General features: G+C 50.8%; 11 protein-coding genes. 6 read left to right on the top strand and 5 right to left on the bottom strand.

What is annotated here, in order from left to right; all coding sequences use genetic code 11:
- The first annotated feature begins 12 nt into the window (after positions 1–12).
- The 3 genes from MMG03_RS04945 (at position 13) to MMG03_RS04935 (ending at position 5300) form a co-directional block, all read left to right on the top strand.
- On the top strand, positions 13–2358 hold the full coding sequence (locus tag MMG03_RS04945; RefSeq protein WP_073283901.1) for a hypothetical protein: 2346 nt from the start codon (positions 13–15) through the stop codon (positions 2356–2358).
- Positions 2359–2400: 42 nt separating this feature from the next.
- A complete protein-coding gene (locus tag MMG03_RS04940) occupies positions 2401–3084 on the top strand; it encodes a M15 family metallopeptidase (protein WP_249505771.1) in 684 nt (227 codons plus the stop codon).
- A gap of 119 nt (positions 3085–3203) precedes the next feature.
- Entirely contained in the window at positions 3204–5300 is a 2097-nt protein-coding gene (locus tag MMG03_RS04935) for a PEGA domain-containing protein (protein ID WP_249505770.1), read from the top strand.
- Positions 5301–5367: 67 nt separating this feature from the next.
- On the opposite strand, the gene priA is transcribed toward MMG03_RS04935, so the two are convergent.
- Positions 5368–7455 carry a primosomal protein N' gene (gene priA, locus MMG03_RS04930; RefSeq protein WP_088658623.1) on the bottom strand — a complete coding sequence of 696 codons (2088 nt, stop codon included), beginning with the start codon at positions 7453–7455 and terminating at the stop codon, positions 5368–5370.
- A gap of 128 nt (positions 7456–7583) precedes the next feature.
- On the opposite strand from priA, the gene MMG03_RS04925 reads away from it, so the two are divergent.
- Both MMG03_RS04925 and MMG03_RS04920 read left to right on the top strand, forming a co-directional pair.
- Positions 7584–10484 (top strand): DUF349 domain-containing protein, encoded by a 2901-nt coding sequence (locus MMG03_RS04925; RefSeq protein ID WP_088658572.1) that lies wholly within the window; start codon positions 7584–7586, stop codon positions 10482–10484.
- 102 nt (positions 10485–10586) lie between these two features.
- Positions 10587–11558, top strand: a complete 972-nt coding sequence (locus tag MMG03_RS04920; RefSeq protein ID WP_073157262.1) for an L-threonylcarbamoyladenylate synthase — start codon at positions 10587–10589, stop codon at positions 11556–11558.
- A gap of 126 nt (positions 11559–11684) precedes the next feature.
- Here MMG03_RS04920 and gmk read toward each other — a convergent pair whose 3' ends face one another.
- The 4 genes from gmk to MMG03_RS04900 form a co-directional block, all read right to left on the bottom strand.
- A complete protein-coding gene (gmk, locus tag MMG03_RS04915; RefSeq protein ID WP_073157260.1) occupies positions 11685–12245 on the bottom strand; it encodes a guanylate kinase in 561 nt (186 codons plus the stop codon).
- A 119-nt stretch (positions 12246–12364) separates the two neighbouring features.
- Positions 12365–13276, bottom strand: coding sequence for a glycosyltransferase family 2 protein (locus tag MMG03_RS04910; protein ID WP_073157257.1), 912 nt, complete (start codon positions 13274–13276; stop codon positions 12365–12367).
- A 20-nt stretch (positions 13277–13296) separates the two neighbouring features.
- Complete coding sequence (locus MMG03_RS04905) at positions 13297–15903, bottom strand: NPCBM/NEW2 domain-containing protein (protein WP_249505769.1); 2607 nt, start codon at positions 15901–15903, stop codon at positions 13297–13299.
- Positions 15900–17864, bottom strand: coding sequence for a M6 family metalloprotease domain-containing protein (locus MMG03_RS04900; RefSeq protein WP_249505768.1), 1965 nt, complete (start codon positions 17862–17864; stop codon positions 15900–15902). Before MMG03_RS04900 ends, MMG03_RS04905 begins: the two co-directional genes overlap by 4 nt.
- A gap of 225 nt (positions 17865–18089) precedes the next feature.
- Between MMG03_RS04900 and MMG03_RS16055 the strand changes: the two genes are divergently transcribed.
- Positions 18090–20159, top strand: a complete 2070-nt coding sequence (locus tag MMG03_RS16055) for a transketolase (protein ID WP_073157248.1) — start codon at positions 18090–18092, stop codon at positions 20157–20159.
- Positions 20160–20203: the final 44 nt, after the last annotated feature.

The raw sequence follows: 20203 nt of genomic DNA, 5'->3' as shown, positions 1-20203 counted from the left end.
AATTTAACTAGTATGAGTATTCGACGCCTTATCGTTTTTCTGTCTGTGGTATTTTTTGCTGTCGTAGCATTCGGTGCTACGCCGACCCTAATTTCGGGTGTGGTTCTTGAAGCCGAAAATGACTTGCCCATTAAGGATGTGACTATTACCTATGTGTCGGGTAAGTCCGTGGGTGAAACGAATTCAGATGGCCGATTTGAGTATACCGTAAGCTCCAGTAATGCATCCCTCGTCTTTAAGAAAGATGGCTTTGATAGCGTTGTGGTGGAACTTCAGGATTTTGCCGACCTGTTCGATATGGTGGTTACCTTGAGTACCAACGTTCGTAGCCTGGGTGCAAGTACCATTGTTGGCGGTAGCGCCGAAAAAGTTCAGTGGGAAGTTGAACGCAAGATTAATCTGGATAAACTTGAAGATGCTGCCGGTATGCGTTTCGACCTTACGGAACATTTGAGTCAGATGCCTGGTATTTCTGGCCAGAAGGATTTTAGTAGTGCTCTTTACTATGATGGTTCCCGTGCCGGTGATGTGGCTTACCATCTAGGTCGTCTCCGCATTCCCAACATGCGTCATCTGGATGTGGGATTCCCGGGTAACCTTTCTGTGATTAACCCTCATACCTTGAGCGGTATCGAAATTCATGACAACTATGGCGAAGGTCCCATCGGTCAGGGCCTGGCAACTTCTGTGCAATACATTCCCGAACAGACCAAGGGCGATTGGGGCTTGAGAGGAACTGCTGGCATTACCATGAGAGAAGTTGTGGTGGATGCTCCGTGGCTCTTCTGGGATAGTTTCCGTTTTGCATTCCGAATGCTGGACGCAGACATGTTGAAGAACATGGGAGAAAAGTTCTTCTCTGAGTTCCGTAAGAATACCGATGATTGCAAGGATTGCAAGGTGGCTGAATCGAACCCCTATGACCTGAGCGCCATGGATGTTTATGCCCAGTTTAACGGCTCGGATTCCGAAGGAAATACCTGGGCTCTGCGAACCTTGTATAGTTCCGACGAATATAGCGTACACCAGGATACTTCTAGACGCATTGATTCTGTGGCCTTTATCGATATCATTGAAGGTGTGCAGTCTTACTTGGTCATTGGCGCCGAATATGAATCCCGTTTTGGTACCAGCTTCCACGCAGGTATGGTTCGCGAACATGTGGGCGACACCTTGCGCGATACGATTGGTTTCCGTAGCCCGGGCAGTACCGACCAGGATATGGCAAAGGCTTTCATCGACAGCTACGAACAGACCCACACAACTCTTAGCGGTGGCCTGGATAAGAAATTCAAAGGTGATATCTATGGATCAAAGTTAAGCGGAGCTCTTCTGTATGAACATCATGTTCTTGAACATAAGTATCCTGAATTTGGTGGTGTTCAATCCAAGGATCATCAGACGGGTGTGCTTTCTGGAGCGGGTCGTCTGAACTGGAAGAGCGACTACTCTCAGAAGATTCTTTCTTTGGGTGCTGTTGCCGATGCGGGTGAACATGAAGCCGCTCCTACGGCCTCTTTCGATTATCAGCAGAATCTTTCTAAGACCGATACTGCTTTCTGGCGCCTTTTTGGTAATGCCGCCTACCGCAGCGACTGGAAACCTTACTTTGATGATGGCGAACTGACGGGACGTCTGGAATCGGGTGTTTCCGCTAAGCTGGGCCTTGGTTATAATTCCAAGTACTTCATTGCCCAGGCTTCTGGTTTTGGTCGTTATTATGCGGATCCGCTGCTGCCCTTGCCTAAGGCCTATGCCCGTTATAATGATGTGACTCCGGTGGATTTCGCCTGGGTAGCCGGTGCTTCGGGTTCTGCAGAATTAAAGACTTCTCACCATTTCTCCATGGCGACAAACATCAGCTCTGTATACGGTGAATATGAACTGGATGGCGGTAGGAGCTTGCCCTGGGAAGCCAATTCCCGTCTTGATATTCTTTCTCACTTCCGCTACTATCCCCGCAAGGACTCTATCGTGTCTGTAATTTTGACTCATCATGCAGCCTTGCATCGTCCGCTGTATTACTATTCGATTACCCCGGCTACAGCCAATTCCATTGGCACTCGAGAACTGAAAGATTATCACCAGTTTACGGATTTCTTCCGCACAGACCTTCGCGTCAATTTGGATTTGATTCCCAAGAAGAGTTTCTTCCGTACGGCCAGGTTCTATCTGGAACTGGATAACATCTTTGCAAATCTGGATGTTGAATTCCTGGGTTCCGACAACTACCGCGAACGTTCTTATGTAACTCGTGATGACCGCAAGAAGAATTCTGCTGACGGTTATGATCTGGTTCCCTTTATGGCTAAGGGCTTGGGATTGTACCCTCAGTTTGGTGTAGAAGTTCAGTTCTAGTTTAGCTTGTTCCGCCTTCTTGTAATTTTGGCCCTTTGTGGTATGGCATTGGCGAATCCTACGGATGTCGCCTTTGTTCCGCCTAAGCCCGAAAAACCTTTGCGATTCTGTTCCGCAGTAAAGCAGTGGATTGCCTTTGCCGAACAGGATTCCAGCCTTGTGGAAATTACCCGTATGAAAGGCTTGCGCATGGATTTACGCTATGCGACTTTTGATAACGTAACGGGACATGACTTGTATTGCGGCGTGCAGCGGGCTTTTGTCCGCAAAGAAGCCTACGAGAAACTGAAGAAAACCATCCATGTCATGGAACAGGAATTCCCGGGAGCCAAGCTAGTCATCTTTGATGCCGCTCGACCTGTTTACGCTCAGGCTGCCCTGAGGAATACCGTGCGAGGAACTCCATATTCCCATTACGTTTCTTCTCCGGCGAAAGGGGGACTTCATAATTTCGGACTTGCTCTGGATTTGAGTCTTACGGATGCAGAAGGAAACTTGCTGGATATGGGGACTGATTTTGATTCCTTTGAACGCTGTGCGGGTTCTGTAGGGGAGTCTGAAGCTTTGCAAAGTGGTCGTTTGACTCAACAGCAGATAGACAATCGCAATAAACTTCGTTCTATTATGAAAAAGGCGGGATGGGTTCCTCTAGGAAGCGAATGGTGGCATTTTAATGCCTTTACCCGAGATTATACCTACGAAAATTTTGAGAAGTTTGGCATCTAATTTCCCCTATGCTTGCTTTCCTACATACCCTTTAGGGTTGATTTTTGAGTGGTGAGTTGTTGCATATAAATCATACAGAATGTATCTTTTCTATTACATAAGATTTTGAGGGACGCGATATGAATTTAAAAGTTCTTTTTGGAGCGCTAGTACTTTGCAGTTCGGTTGTTTTGGCTGATGATTGGGATTCTGTCGGTTGGGACGACGCTGGTTGGGATGAACCTGCTCCCGCGGCAAAAACTGCTCCTAAGCCTGCTCCGGCTCCTGCCCCGGCACCCGCTCCTGTGGCACAGCCCGCTCCGGCTCCTGCCCCGGCACCCGCTCCTGAGGCTCAGCCCGCTCCGGCTCCTGCCCCGACACCCGCCCCTGTGGCCCAGCCCGCTCCGGCTCCTGCCCCGGCACCCGCTCCTGTGGCACAGCCCGCTCCGGCTCCTGCCCCGGCACCCGCCCCTGTGGCCCAGCCCGCTCCGGCTCCTACCCCGGCACCCGCTCCTGTGGCCCAGCCCGCTCCTGCTCCGGCTCCTGCCCCGGCTGCCGAACAACCTGCTACTTTCGTACCGTCGGTTGCACCCGTAGCATCAGAACCGGCTCCGCAGAGTCCTACCCCTGTGGCTAATGTGGCTCCTGCTGGTGCTGCTTTGGATCTGGATAAGTTGACCGCCAAGGATACCGACGACTTTAACATTTATTCCAACCGACTGCAGCTGATTATGGACAGCGTTACCGCCGCCCACATTTTCGTACAGCAGATTGAATCCGATGTCAAGGCTCAATTGCCCCCTCTGGCTCCCAAGGGCGAATTTGAAAAGATGGCTGATTTTGAAAAACGCAGAGCTGTCTACGACAAGGAAGTTAAGTCACTTTCTGAAGCACGTTCCCGCGTTGCAGTAAAGCGTATCGCTGAACTTGAAGAAGCGGCTGATAAAATCAGGAAGATTCAGTCTGGTATGTACTCCGATGTAGAAGTGCGTACCTTCCCCGAAAATGCTCAAGTGGTTCTGTCTACTACGGGTGAGTCCTTGGAAGCTCCCGCTAAGTTCGAAAGCGTTGTTCCTGGCAAGTTGACGGTGACCGTTTCTTATCCCTCTTACGAAACAAGAGTTGTAGAAGTTGAATTGAAGGCCAATACCAAGTTGAAACTTGATGTTGTTCTTGAAGAACAGAGCATTTTCTCTAGAGAAGGTGAAATCAAACTTTCTGAACTTCTGCTCAAGAATTCCACAAAGTCTGAAGAGTATAAGGCTCGTGTGGTTATCATCGAAAATCGTATCAGACAGACTGATGGCGAACGCACTCAGATGATCAACAAGTTTATGGCCACTTACCCCAAGTTGTCTCCCCAGCAGCCAAACGAATCATCCGAAGAATTCGCTCGCCGTAGGGATCAGTGGCAAGAAGAAGGAAACCGTCAGTATAGTGAACTGATTTCCCGTTGTGACAAGTATCGTGAACGTCTGCTTCGCGCCATTGAAGTCTTGAACGACTACATGGTTGCTGTTCAGGCGGAGACTATTCGTGCCGAAGTTCCCAAGGCTCAGGTGACCATTGGTTCTTATGATTCTGAAGCTGAAACCTTCAGCGTGTCCGTGGTGGATTCCTTGGATGTCGCAACTCCGTTCTTGTTTAGCGGTGTGATGAAAATGCCGATTGACAAGGCTGCAACCTTTGATCGTTCCGCTCCTTTCAAGACCGAAGTGGAATATCTGAATTTCCCGTTGAAGACTCAGGCTGGCGACCGCTATATCGCAATGTCCAATCTTTACTTGAGCCGTGGCGGAGTTCCCTTTGACGTGGACGGTTCTTTCTCTGTGAATGAATTTGCCAATGAACCTGAATTTGTCAATTGGAAAGCCAAGTCCGATTCTATTCTTGCTGGTGAATTGAAAACCCGCGGCCTTACTGCAGAATATGCCTACGGTAGCGATATGCCTTCGACTCAGCAGCAGTCTGGCGAGTCCTGGACTTGGCGCGCATGGACCCGAATTGCTGCCGCAGTTCTTATTGCCGGTGGTGTAGGTGTGGGCATCTATGAGAACTCAAAGGCTAATGATGTTGCTAACGATTATAACACTTCTGTGTTCAGCAATTACGAAGAAAAACAGGCTGCTCAGAAAAAGGCTGTAGATGATATCGACCATCATCAGACGCTCCGTAACGTTTTCTATGGCGTTGCCGGTGCAGGTCTTTTGGCTGGTGTGATTACCTTTGTGTTCTAAGTCAAAACGTTTCTAATGAAGAACGGATGCTCCTATAAGGAACATCCGTTTTTTTTGTATGCGTTTCCTATTGAATTTCCACCTTTATATCTACTCCCATAACCCAGGGTTTTGGGGAGTTGACGATGGGCGAAAGAATTCTCCGCACGGGGGCCAGATCCTGTGTCTTGATGTAGAGTCTGGTCCAGTGTACGTTTTGCACAATGGGGACGAAGGCGTCTACGGGGCCTAATACCATAAAGCTCTTGTCGGCGCGGAGGATGTTTTCTAGACGTTCCACCGTATGGCGTAAAAGGTCTGGGTCCTTGCTGCCGCAGCTGATTTCTACCAGCTTGCAGAAGGGCGGGTAGCAGGCGGCTTGTCGGTCGTCAGTTTCCATGGAGGCGAAACCTTCGAAGTCATGGTGAATGGCAAATTGCATCACCGGCTCGGAGGGCTTTAAAGTCTGAATGAATACTCGGCCTTGGTCGCTTTGCGGGTCGTCGGATTTGCGGGAGGCTCGGCCGGCTCGACCTGCCGTCTGACTCAATAATTGGTAAAGACGTTCGGTTGTTCTAAAATCGGGGATGCCTGTGCCGCTGTCGGCTCCGACGATTCCTACCAAGCGAACTCCGGGGAAGTCGTGGCCCTTGGCAACCATCTGGGTGCCCAGCAAAATGTTGAATTCACCGCTGCGGAACTGGTCCAGAATTTTTTCGGTGGCACCTACGTTCTGGGTGGTGTCGCGGTCCATGCGGATGACTTTGGCTCCGGGAACCCAGCCGTTGATTTCTTCTTCCAGCATTTCGATGGCTCCGCCCACGAATTCGTAGGTGTCTGCTCCGCAGCTGCCGCAGGGGGTGTTTACGGGGTAGAGGGTGGCGCAGTAATGGCACATGAGAGAACGGTACTGCTTATGATATACCAGAGGAATGTGGCAGTTCTTGCAGTAAAGGGTTTCTCCACATTCCGTGCAGACTCGAACCTTTGAATAACCGCGGCGGTTCATCAGGATGATGGCCTGGTCTCCGGCGGCCACGTTTTCGGTCAGGGCTTCGCGGAGGGCGGGGGAGAGCATGATGCCTTTCTGCTGGCGGTTCTTGCCCATGTCTACGATGTCGATGTGAGGCATGGGTGCCTGGGTGGCGCGTTCCTTTAGCGTCAACAGCTTTAGCTTTCCGGTTTGTGCGTTTGTGTAGGTTTCAAGGCAAGGAGTTGCGCTGCCTAAAACCACAAGGGCTCCATGCTTGAATGCCAAGTGGAATGCTAGTTCACGGGTGTGATATCGTGGGGCAGGGTCCTGCTGCTTGAAAGAAGAATCGTGTTCTTCGTCTAAGATGACAAGGTCAAAGTCGAAGGGAGCCAGAATGGCGCTGCGGGTACCAAGGACTACTTTTGCATCACCGCGCATAATGGACAGATAGCCTTCTCGCTTTTTGGGGGCGGACAGGGCGGAGTGCAGAACCACGATGGGAACTTGCAGAAAGTCTTCAAACCGTTTGGAAGTCTGCGGTGTCAAACCGATTTCGGGAACCAGGATTAAAACTTTTTTGCCCTGGCTCAGGGCGACTCGGGCTAACTCCTGATAAATGCGGGTCTTGCCGGAACCGGTAACGCCGTGAAGGAGGGTGCCGCGGAAACCTGTGCCGTTAAGATCGGCGACTAGGGACTGCAGTGCGTTATTTTGTTCTAACGTCAGCGGCGGCTGGGCGGTAGATCCTGCGGATGGCTTTATGGTTGCACTAGGGGTGTCTGCCGGCAAGTCTGAATTTTTCGATGCGGCCAGGGCGTCCAGGAACTTTTCAAAATCGGCAGGCCAAAAAACAAATAGCGATTTCATTGGCGTGCTTATATAATACCTGGCGACCCATTCCAGATTTTCCATGTATCGTTCGTTAAAGGAGAATCCGGATTGGTGAGGGTAGGCGGGGCGCACCTGGAATGAGGGCCGCTGCTGGTGTACCTTGGAAACTACGGCCAGGGCAGGCTTCTTGCGTGTGGCGAACTGAACCCATACAACATCACCGCGTTTCAGGGTGACGCCAACAGGGACTCCGTATGTATAGACATCGGGAGCCATGGGGATGTACACTTCGCAGAAGTCGGTCAGCAGCTCGGGTTTGAGCTTGTTATGAACTTCTTCGGGGGCGTTTAGTTTGGGAATTCGTCTTGCCACGGCAACAAAGATAGTTAATAGTGTAAAAAGCACCTAATTTCTGCCATTTTTTTATTGACAAAACTTTTTTTAGTTAGATTATGCTATACACGAGCCCCCAAGGGCTTGTCTACCTATTGGAGAAATTTATGAGCTTATTTGATTTTGTAAAACCGAACTGGAAAAAGTCTGACCCCGCTATCCGCCTCAAGGCGGTAGACGAAGTCGACGATCAGGACATTATTGAAGGTCTTGCCAGCGACGTGGATGTTCGTGTTCGTACAGCTGCCGTCAAGAAGGTGGCTAGCCTGGATACTCTCAAGCGCATCTCTCAGAATGATGCCGACGAAAGTGTAAAGTCCCTGGCAAAGAACCGCTATCTGGAAGAAATCGTCAAGAAGCTGAAGTCCCTGGATTCTGCAACGAGTGAAGATATTGCACTGCTTTCTGAAATTAAGGATACTCACTTCGCCGATGACTTGCTGAAGGCTGCCGCTACTTGCGATGCCATCCGCGAAGAACTGGTGAAGTCTTGCACCAAGGCTAGCGTTCTTACCATTGTGGCTACCCGCGATGCCAAGGAATCCGTTGCCATGGCCGCTGCCGAAAAGGTGACTTCTGAATCCTTTATGGCTGACATCGCCAAGAGCTCCAAGCATACTTCCGTCCGTAAGATGGTGGCCGATAAGATTCGCGCCAAGAAGGAAGCCGAAGATGGCGGCAAGAAGGCTGCTGCTCTGTTGGCAGGTAAGCAGGAGGCTCTGCTGGGTCAGGCACATCACCTGGCTGCCCAGAAGGATCCTCTGGCTGTGAAGTCTCAGTTTGAAGAACTGATGGCCGAAGCCCGCGCCTTGGGCATGGGTGACAAGCAGGCTGCCCTGGATGAAGTTTATGCAAGCTTTAATAAGTTCTGCGATGAAGCCAATGCCGAAAAGATTGCCGCTGAAAAGGCTGCCGCCGAAAAGGCCGCCAAGATTGCCGCTCTTTCTGCTAGCCTCGAAGAACTGGAACAGCTGGTTTCCGAAAACAAGTTGGCCGATAGCGCAGAACGCGTTGACGCTATCTTGAACGATTGGGCCGAAGGCAAGTCCATGATGGATGCCTCCTTGATCAAGCGCTTTAACAACGCCTACTTCAAGGTTCAGGAAGTCCGCAAGCCTGTGGTGGTGGATGCTCCTGCTGTAGACGCTGCTGACGAATCAGCCCGTCCGGAACTGCTGGAACGTCTGCAGGCTCTGGCTGACACCGACGTAAATGAAACTACCGGTAAGCATCTTCACGGCATTGTCCGCGAATGGGAAAAGCTGCCCCTGCTTGAAGGTGAAGATCCGATCCTTCAGTCCTACAATGCTCTTCGCAATAAGCTTTCCGAAAAGATTTCTTCCTTCACTGAATCCGCTCAGAAGATGGTTGAAGAAAACTCCGTCAAGTTGAAGGCCATTATCGAAAAGGTCAAGTCCTTCGACGAAAATGAAGACTTCCGCGAACTGAACAAGAAGGTTCGTGAATGCTACAACCAGTGGAAGGAAATCGTTGGCGAACAGAAGTTCAAGTACCACGACCTGTGGCAGGAATATAAGGCTGCAACCAGCCGTTTCCAGGAAATGCAGCAGTGGGAAAACTGGCGTAACGAACAGGCTCGCGATGAACTGCTGACCGAAATGGAAGCACTGACCAAGGAAGAAGCTAGCCAGAACGTTCTTAGCAAGCTCCGCGAATTCAGCAACCGCTGGAAGGAAATCGGCCCCGTATCTGCAGCAAAGCTTCAGGACTACCGCGATCGCTTCCAGGGTTACTATGAAAAGGTCAAGGAAAACTGCGCTGCCTTTATCGAAGAGATGAATGCAGAACGCGTTAAGAACCTGGCCGACAAGGAAGCCATTTGCCAGAAGATCGAAGAACTGGTTGCCAATGCTGAAATTTTCTGGAAGGACAAGTTCAAGTCCGTTCAGGAACTCCAGGAATCCTGGAAGAACATCGGCATGGTTCCCAAGGAAAACGTGGCTGCCCTTACCGAACGTTTCAAGGCCGCTACCAACGCTTTCTATGCTCAGCATAAGGAAAACCTGAAGGCTGAAGATGAATCCCGCGAAGCTAACTACGAAAAGAAAGTTGCCCTCTGCCTGGAAGCAGAAGCCATTCAGGAATCCAGCGACTGGAATGCAACTTCTAACAAGTTAAAACAGCTGCAGGATGCATGGAAGGCTACTGGCCCCGTACCCAAGAGCAAGTCTGACGAAATCTGGACTCGCTTCCGTACCGCCTGCGATGCCTTCTTTGAAAAGAAGCGTGCTCACTTCGAAGAAATGGATGCTTCCAAGCAGAAGAATCTGGAGGCCAAGACCGCCCTTTGCGAAAAGCTGGAAGGTACTAGCGAACAGACTTCCCTGGAAGAATTGAAGGCCGCCGAAGCAGAATGGAAGTCTTTGGGTATGGTTCCCAAGGAAGCCGTAGAAGCTATCAGCGATCGCTTCAATACCGTTTACAATAAGATTCTTGCCCGCCTGGCAGAAGCCGATGAAACCCTGGCTGCCGCCCTTGCCGAAATCAAGGCCAAGAAGCAGGAAATGATCAACAAGGTTTCTGAATTTGCAGAAAGCGCCGGTTCCAACCAGTTGGCCGATGCTGTCCGCGAAATCCAGAAGGAATGGCGTGAAGCCGGTTCTTGCGGCGCCGAAGACATGACTATGTACAAGCGCTTCCGCGAAATCTGCGATGACTTCTTCACCCGCCGTCGTGACCAGCTGGACATTCAGGAACAGGCTCGCCAGAACAACCTTCAGAAGAAGTTGCTGCTCTGCGAACAGGCCGAAGACCTGCTGACCGACCTGAGCGAAGCTACTGTGGGCGCTTCCATGAACAAGGTGAAGCACCTCCGTCGCCTCTGGAAGGAAGTGGGTGCCGTTCCCCGTGAACATTCCGAGAAGACTTGGAACCGCTTTAACTCCGCCTGCGACAAGGTGTTCGCTTTTGGCCGCAAGGATGAACCCAAGGCTGAAGAAGCTGCTGATGCTTCTGCAGAGGCTCCCGCTGCCGAAACCGCAGAATAAGCGGAAACCTAAGGGTAAATGCAAAAATTTAAGGATGGTCCTTTGGGCCATCCTTTTTTGCATCTAGCAGAATCGGTGTCAAATTTCTAAATTTGGGCCATCATGAAATTTCCCCCTTGGACATCAGTGGATGAAGCCGCCCGACTTTTGGCAGACGGGCAGGTGGTGGCTATTCCTACCGAAACGGTTTACGGCTTGGCCGGCAATGCATACGAGCCTAAGGCTCTGGCACAGATTTTTGCCATTAAGGAACGTCCGACCTTTGATCCCCTGATTGTTCATATTTGCGATGTGGAACAGTTGAAGGATATTGCCAAGGATATTCCCGAGGCGGCCTACAAGCTGGCTGAAGCTTATTGGCCTGGTCCCATGACCTTGATCCTTCCCAAGAAGGATTGCATCCCTGACCTGTGTACTAGCGGCCTTCCTTCTGTAGCTGTACGTTTCCCGGCTCATCCCATTGCCCAGGAAATTATCCGCAAGGCTGGTGTGCCTTTGGCGGCCCCTAGCGCAAACCTGTTTAAGCACGTGAGCCCCACAACCGCCCAGCATGTGGCAGACCAGCTGGCTGATCGTGGGTTGGCGGGTATTGTTGATGGTGGCGCCTGCGACGTGGGCGTTGAAAGTTCCATCATATCCGTGGTGACGGAAATTCCTACGGTTCTTCGCCCCGGTGCCATAACTCCCGAAATGGTGGAGAAGGTCTTGGGCAAGGTGGCTATCAAGGAATCTACATCCAAGCCGGGTCAACCCATGGCCGCTCCTGGCCAGTGCGATACCCATTACCGCCCTCAGGTGCCTCTTTATTACGGCGAGGTTCCTGCCGGATTCAAACTTCCGGAACATACTGTGCGTATTGCATTTGGTGATACCGTCGGGCCGATTCCCGCTACCCTTAATCTTTCCGAAAAGGGAGATATGTTGGAAGCGACCGCCAAACTGTATGCCTACATGCATGATCTGGATTTGCCGGAATACGATTTGATCTTGGTGGACCCGGTTCCCAATGTTGGGGTGGGGATGGCCTTGAACGATCGCCTAAAGAGAGCTTCTATAAAGATGCATGGGGGCTAACTGCCCTCCTGGACCCCCTGCTCAGAATGTGCGTTGCACATTCTGGTCGTTGAGTTTCGCTTCAACGATTTTTTGTTTGTCAATCCCGAGAGGGCTCGGGATTGACTGTTTTATTTCAACGATTTTTTATTTCTTTTTCAGGATGGCGCGGAGTTCGTCGGCGGCTTTTTGCAGGTCGTCGTTGACGATGATGTGTTCGTACTTGCCCTGAGTTTTAGCAAATTCAACTTCCTTCTTGGCGTTTGCAAGGCGGAGCTGGATGACTTCTTCGGAGTCGGTGCCACGACCGCGGAGGCGACGTTCCAATTCTTCGTCGCTGGGCGGGAGAATCAGGATGCCTGTTGCGGTGGGATAGACTTTGTCAAAATTCACCTTGCCGAAAACATCAAGGTCAAACAGGACTCGATTGCCTTCGGCCAGAGTCTGTTCAACGAAACTCTTGGGAGTTCCATAGTAGTTTCCATGAACTTCATTCCATTCAATCAGACCGTCATTCTTGATCAGTTCTTCAAATTCTTCCTTGGTCTTGAAGAAGTAATGAACGCCATCGACTTCACCGGCACGGGGCTGGCGGGTGGTTGCAGAGATGGAATACTTGATGTCCGGAAAGTCCTTGATGACCAGGTCCTTGAGGGTGGTCTTGCCTGCGCCACTAGCGGCACTCATAACGAATAATTTGTTGTTCATATTCTGCTTTCAGTTTTCAGTTTCGAGCTCGCAACTGCGTTGCTTTCTGCTCTGTTTAACGCGGCTTCGCCGCCTTGTTTAAATCTCAATGCTCGCCACTCATCACTCGTGGCTGTCTACTATTTCTTGTCTTCGATGTACAGGGGACGCTGCTTGACTTCGTCATAGATTCGTCCGATGTATTCGCCCATGATTCCAATGGAAATCAACTGTACACCGCCAAAGAACACGATGGCCGTCATGAGAGATGCCCAGCCGGGAACCGTGGTGGTGGGGTAGAAAATCTTTTCGATAATGGACCAGACGAACAGACCGAGTCCCACGATTGTGGCAAACATGCCTGCGTAGAAACTGAGCTTCAAGGGGGCGGAACTGAATCCAGTAATGCCGTCGAACGCCAGTCGGAGCATCTTCTTTAGGGGATACTTGGAGGTGCCTGCAGTACGTTCGGCTCGATCGTACTTGACTCCGATTTTCTTGAAGCCTACCCAGCACACGAGACCGCGGAGGAATCGGCTACGTTCCGGCAGGTTCTTCAGCTGGTCCACCACGCAACGGTCCATAAGACGGAAGTCGCCTGTGTCGGGCGGAATCTCGATGCTGGTCAACTTGCCGATAAGGCGATAAAATGCAAATGCGGTAAACTTCTTGAAAATGGTTTCGCCGGCACGCTTGTTGCGCTGGGCGTAGACAACTTGATAACCTTCACGCCACTTTTCCAGCATTTCGTGAATCAGGCTGGGCGGGTCCTGCAGGTCACCGTCAATAATGACGACTGCATCGCCAGAAGCCTTGTCCAGGCCTGCGCTAAAGGCTGCCTGGTGACCGAAGTTGCGGCTGAAGTTCACGATCTTGTTGTTGGGGTTGCTGGGAAGTAAACCTTCTACAATTTCGCGAGTGCGGTCCTTGGATCCGTCGTTCACGAAAATTAATTCATGTTCCACGTTTTTCAGTTCTTCTTCAAGAACTTCGTATGTCTTGGCAACGATTTCTTCTTCGTTAAAGACGGGAATAATAACAGATAAAAGCATTTTAACCTAACCGATTTAAACTAGGGAATAAGAACTGCATTTACGAAGTCTACGTGAGTGCAGTCCTTGCTGCCCTTGGGGGTCGACTTCAAAGTTAGCTTTTGGACACCTTCAATACGAACTGTTAAGGTGTGTGCGGTACCATTTGTGAAGACCGGTGTAGAATTCAACACCTTTCCGTCACCTTCAATTTCTACAAAAACGCCGTCACTGCAGAGGGATTCGTCATCCAGACCCACTGTGGTGCGGAATAGGGAGTACTTGCCGCCGACATCGTAAGTCGTCTGGGAGGGGGAATGGGTTCCCAGTCCGCTGTCGTAATTTTGCCCATCAACGGTCATCTTCTTCCCTTCGATGCTTGTGTTGAAGTGAAGATTGCCCCAGCCTTGCTGATGACTTTCATAATTCAATTCGGTTAGCGGAACGGCGCCACCTTCCTTGTTCATATAGTTAATCACCTTGTCTGCCAGTTTTTTCTGCTTACTTGTGTCATTAACTATAAAGCGGAACTGGTTGAAACCGGGCTGCAAGGCCTCCGTCGAGGTGACCTGCTGGAACTCACCAAATTGGTAAGGCTTGCGGATCATAATCTTGTTGTTCAGAGTAATGATCAGTTCCCAGTTTGCGATGGCTTCGCTAGATTCCTTTAGGGAGTAGGAAATGCTCAAGGTGTCGGTGACGACTTTATTTACGTCTGTGTTTTCATCAACCTCGTTCAAGTTTTTTTCTGCGGGCTGTGCTTCGGTTAGCTTGGGTTCCTGGACGTCAATAATCTTTTGGGTATTGTAGTTCTTGCGACCGTTAAACTTGGCGATTTGAACCCAGTAGTTGTTCGTAATAAGGATGTTCTTGATTCCGTCCATTTCCATTTCGCGCTCGAATACGTCGCAAGTGGTGGGGATGCGGTGTTCCACTGCTTTCTTGTGGTAGGTCTTGCTATCCCAACAATCCAGTCCACGGATATAATAGACTTCTCCCTGGTAGCGATCTATCAAGTTCTGCATATCTTCGGAGGACAGATTTCTGGCCCTGTCATAATGAATGGAAGAAATTCCGTAACCGACAAAGTGCCAAGGTCTGCCATAGATAAACATCCTCGGTTTCTTGGGAAGTTCTCCCAGCCATTCTAGGATGGAATGTTCTTCTACGGTCAGGTGATTGCGGTTATACATGATGTTGTTGTTGAAGTCTGCCTTGTAGTGGAACGTCCACCCGGTAAAGCCGAGGGCGACCAGTATCATAATGGCGATCAGAGTGACCGGCGAAGGCTTCTTGTCGCTTAGGCTGTTGGCCAATGCCTGGATCAAGTGGGCTATGGGCAGTGCTGCCACGAAAGCCATACTGGGAATCATGACTAGGCTGTAGCGCTGGTTGATCTGGATGCCGAAATCACCGGAGACGTTTTCAAGAATCATGTAGGTCTGGATATGATAGAGGAGCAGGAACGCCAGCATTTTCAGATAGAAGTAGCGGCTTTCTCCGGATCCCTTAACGGAATCCCAGACGGCTCTGAATAGCAGGTAGATTCCGCCAACGGCAAACAGATAGTTGAAGTAAGTCAGGAAGGGGTTGGTCAGTTCGCCGTTTTCCTTGAGGGGTAAGGTCATCTCTTGCCAGTTCTTGACCAGGTCTTCAAGGAAGTGGCCGTGGGCGCTGAATTCGCCCCCCTGGAAACCGAATCCCTGGAAGTAGCTGATGGTCAGCAAAACGGGGGTAGAGAATACGGAAAGGATAACGAAGAAGGTGGGGCACTTGGCGCTTTTGGAATCCAACAGTTTGGGTAATGCAAACAGGATGAAGGGCGCAAAGCAGAATACTGTTTCTTGACGGGTCTGGGCGAAGAAGGCCAGAACCAGTGCCAGTATGGCCCAATGCTTGATTGTGTTACGGTCATAGGTCCATTTGAAAACCAGGAGTGCCAGGGCCGAAAGGAAAATGTAGAGGGGTTCCACGGACATGGCGCGGAACTGGAAAAGTACGGTGGGTTGTAGCGCCATTAACAGGGAGGCGAAGAAGGCTAGGAGCGGTTGCCTTGTCCAGGCGACCACGGCCAGGAACATGAGCAGGATGGCCAGAGGAAGCATGGCCAATTCCATGTTGAATATCCAATGAAGATCAGTGCCGAGGAACGGCATGCCGATGAGGTAGAGGAATGCCAGACCCTTGGTCTTGAAGCTGTTGGATTTGGCGATGCAGTTCAGGGAACCGTTTTCGAAGTACCCCTGGTTGCAAGTTCCTGATTCCTGGTTGTAGAACATGTTCTGTGCAACAGAAAGGAAAATGCTTTCATCGCTTTGGACTCGATGGCGGGCCTCAATCTGGGTGCCGGCAAAAATGGTAATGGCTGCTGTAAAGACCAGGATGGCGATGCAGTAAGGTTTCGCCGGAAGGATGGACTTGAGCCAATCGCGCAAATCCTTGTGAAGCATGACAAGCAGGGCGATCCCTGCGGCGAGCTGCACGAGGAATAGGGGCATAGGCAATTTAAGATCCAGCATCTGTATGGTGGACTTGTGGCCTACATTAGGTCCGAGGTAAATGAGAAAGGGAATTATGATGGCTACGATAAGACCGACAATGGTTCCACCATGAGCCAGATTTTTCAAAAGTTTCTTTAGAGAATTCATTCCCTAAATATAAATAAACTGTGCCCGATTTTTTTGCCGTTGCGGCTTACCGATAGCATCAATGGTTGCTTATAATGGCGAAGCTTTTCTGTGGGCATGCTGCCGGTGAATTCTTCCTGGAATAAAAGCTGACCGTTCATAGAGAAAACTTGCAAGGTCTTGACTTGCGTGCTTTCAAAATTTATCTGCGAAAGCCTGTTTCCGGTAACGTCCTCTTCGGCGATTTCAATCCAGGGGGAGGAACTGGATTCAGGCTCCGGTTCCACTTCCGCTTTGCTGCTGGAAGATACCTGGAGATCGATGATTTCTTCATCCACGAGAACGCTGTCCGAGGGTACTTCCATCAGGTCCTCTGCAGTACCTTCCATCAGGTCGATGCTTCCTGAGTCGGCGTCCATATCCACATTGAACGTGATGTAGGAATAGTTGCGAGATTCGGAAATATTGCTAATGGATACCCCCAGGTCTGTGTTGCCCCAGGTGATGAATTTGTTAAAACTTCTGACTCGCGCACTTCCGGGGAATGGCGTTCTTGTTCGGTTCTGATAGCTTCCGTTTCCGCTGGCTTCTTCGATGTCTACGTGCAGGTGAACGCCCGTATTTACGGCGGCGGAATCCCAGGCATTCTTGTTATAGTCGATATGCCATATGAGCATGCCGTGGGTAGGCAAGGCTTTGTCCCATCCCGAGGAACTGCGGTATTCCATCAAGAAAAATTCGTCGGGATTTTTGGGACTGGTCACTTGCAGGGCGACGTTGTTCTGGAGGCCACTCAGTTTGACGGATCCTTTTATATTCAATTCCGTAGTAGAAATCCAGCCCAGTGAAAGTCTCTCAAATGCAGATAAATTTGGCGGAACCGTTCCTGCCGCTTCTTTAGTCGTTAGACGGTCGTAGGCTCCGGCGTCCATAAGGTCCCAGGTGGAAGGAGTGAAAATGGTATCGTTGTTTGAATACAGGTCCATAAGACCTAACAGATGGCTGAATTCATGAAGGAACTGCCCGACACCCGATGTTATTTTTGTCGTGGAATCTTGCTGGTTCGTTGCTCCATCCAGTTCGGCGCTGCAGGCGTAGGGTTCTACGTAGTAGGTCTTTCTCAGGGATGTCGAAACCCTGTAGGGACTTCTGAATATCCATTTATGGGGCCAAATGGATGAATCCTGTTTGGAATCGTGGGCGCCGAAGCCGGCAAAGATCATGTGGACGAAGTCTAGGTAACGGTTGTTGTCGTTGTCGTACTTGCTAAAATCAAAATTCTGTTTTTTAAGAGAGTCCAGCGCTTCCTTCAAGGCGTTTTGCGCCCCCATGGTTCCGTTGCGGGATAGTTCTCCGTAATTGGCTACTGTGTTGCTGACAGTGAATGGACCGACCACGTCAAAGTGGGGCTTGAATATGCCAAGGGAATTGTCTACATAGTAATCTCTGGCGCTGCCCTGATTTCCGCCTAGCTTGTATCCTTCCTGGTTGAGTAGACTATCGAAAACGGCCTGGGGATTCTCGGAAGAGAATTTCACATCCTGGAATTGGACGAGGACGACTAGGACGTTTTTTTCTCCGGATTTCAGATTGGGATTTACGGCGGGCATACGGAGGGGCGACGGGGTGGATTGCTCCGTATTGGCGCTATCCATTTTTGCCGGGGCGTCCGGATTGATAGGGTTGCTGATTTGTTCGCGGAGTTTGCTGAGGGCGTCTGATTTTTTGTGCGGCTTTCTGGAAGAGGGTTTGCCGTCATCGCCTACGTAACGGAGTACGCCCTTGCTGTCGCGGGTCATGGGGTAGCCGTCAACGGATTCGACGTAATGGAATCTTTCGTCCCCCTTCTTGGTTACGGTTAGGGTGGTTCCGTCGGGTTGTCTTACCTCGTAGTTCTTTTCGGGGGCGGGTATGCTCCAGACACTGGTCGCCAGGATGAGTGACCATACAAAGACCCAGATAGGACAACGAGACGTTTTCATGATAATGAACATAAAAAAAATAAGATGGCAGAGAAATACTCAAATTTTTATAGAAATGAGGTTTTTTGTTTCGTTTAGTGAACGTCTGTGTATTGCTTGGGGCTGAAATTCCCGTTTTCGTTCACGTAGTGGGATATGTGGCCTTGAGAATTTTATGTAAAAAACTAAATTTGGCTCAAATTTTAAGGGCGGCTCATCGCCTATTATATAGAGAGAGGTAAAAAAGTGCAAGACGCGATCGTTACTAAAGCGGCCGACAACGTTCGAATTCTTTCCGCTGCCATGGTGCAGAAGGCTAAGTCCGGTCATCCGGGTGGAGCCATGGGTGCAGCTGATGCTATCAGCCTGCTTTTCGCAGAATTCCTCCGCTTCGATCCTGAAAACCCCAATTGGGAAGCTCGTGACCGTTTCTTCATGGATCCGGGCCATATGTCTGCACTTCTCTATTCCGAACTTGCCCTCCAGGGTAAGCTCAATATGGAAGACCTGAAGAACTTCCGCCAGCTGAACAGCCGTACTCCCGGTCATCCGGAAGTTGAAGTGGCTCTTGGCATCGAAAACTCCAGTGGTCCTCTGGGCATCGGTCATGCAGTTGCCCTGGGTAACGCCATTGCAGAACGCTTCATGGTGGAACGTTTCGGCGACATCCTGAACCACAAGGTGGTCTGCCTGGTTTCCGACGGCGGTCTCGAAGAAGAAATCGCCTACGGCGTGGGCCGCGTTGCTGGTCACCTCAAACTCTCTAACTTGATTTTCTTCTACGATGCAAACCAGGTCCAGCTGTCCTGCCGTTGCGAAGACGTGATGAGCCACGACTTCAAGAAGCAGTACGAAGCATGGGGCTTCCGCGTTATCGACGTGGCTGATGGTTCCGACATTGCATCTCTCCGTAAGGCTTTCAAGGAAGCATGGGCAGAAACAGAAAAGCCCACTATCGTGATTGGTCACACCACCATGGCCAAGGGTGCCATTGCTGAAGACGGTAAGTCCTTCGAAGGTGCTGTTTCCACTCACGGCCAGCCGCTGAATGCCGCTGGTGCTTCTACCGACGCTACCGTCAAGAATCTGGGTGGCGATCCGGCTGATCCGTTCAAGATTTTCCCCGAAGTTGCAGAAGCATTCGAAGCCCGCAAGGCCGAACTCCGCAAGGAAGTTGAAGCCTGGAAGAAGGCCAAGGCTGCCTGGGACGCTGCAAATCCCGAAAAGGCTGCAACCCTCAAGGAATGGCTCTCCGGCAAGGCTCCGAAGATCGACCTCTCCGGTCTGGAACTGAAGGAAGGCGTTGCAACTCGCGTTACCTCCGGTACCATCCTCGGCCACCTGGCTGAAAATGTGAAGAACTGCATCTGCTCTTCTGCTGACCTTTCTAACTCCGATAACACTCAGGCCTTCCTGAACAAGACCGGTATCTTCCGCGCTAACGACTTCAAGGGCGGCTTCGTCCAGGTTGGCGTTGCAGAATTGACCATGGGTGCTATCTGCTGCGGTATCGCTCTCCACGGCGGTCTCTACCCGATTTGCGCCACCTTCTTCGTGTTCAGCGACTTCATGAAGCCGGTGCTCCGTATGGCTGCTCTCATGGGTCTGCCTGTTAAGTTTATGTACACCCACGACAGCTTCCGCGTTGGCGAAGACGGTCCCACTCATCAGCCCATCGAACACGAAACTCAGATTCGTCTTCTGGAAGGCCTCAAGAAGGCTAACGGTAAGTCTGAAATGCTGGTCCTCCGTCCGGCTGACGCTTTTGAAACTGTGGCTGCCTGGGAAATGGCTTTCGAAAACAACGATAGCCCCACTACCATCATCCTGACCCGCCAGAACGTGAAGACTCTCCCCGGCGATCGCAAGGTTGAAGCTGCCAAGTGCCGCAAGGGTGCTTACGTTGTTAGTGATAACTGCGGTTCCGCCCGTCCGGACCTCACCTTCGTCTCTAACGGTTCCGATGTGCTCCTGACTCACGACGCTGCTGAAGTGCTCCGTGCCGAAGGCCTCAAGGTTCGCGTTGTTTCTATGATTAGCCCGGCCCTCTTCATGAGCCAGAGCAAGGAATACCGCGACTCCGTCATCACTCCGTGGACTCCGGTGTTTGCCAAGTCCAGCGGTCTCCCGCTGCTGTTCGCTCAGGTTGTAGGTGGCTTTGGTAAGGTTTCCGGTCTGGAACGCTTCGGTGCTTCCGCTCCGGCTGGCGTCCTGGAAAAGGAATTCGGTTACACTCCGGAAGCCGTTGTTGCCGCAGCCAAGGAATACCTGGCTGAATACAAGGCTAACGTAGAGGAATTCAAGAAGAATAACTAGCTGTGAGGGCGGCGCTTTGCGCCTTCGAGGTGTGAGCTCGCCTT

Origin of the sequence: Fibrobacter sp. HC4, from assembly GCF_023373925.1 — a bacterium.
Taxonomy (GTDB): domain Bacteria; phylum Fibrobacterota; class Fibrobacteria; order Fibrobacterales; family Fibrobacteraceae; genus Fibrobacter.
The sequence above is the reverse complement of the archived record's forward strand: the minus strand, read 5'-3'. Positions and strand labels throughout refer to the sequence as shown.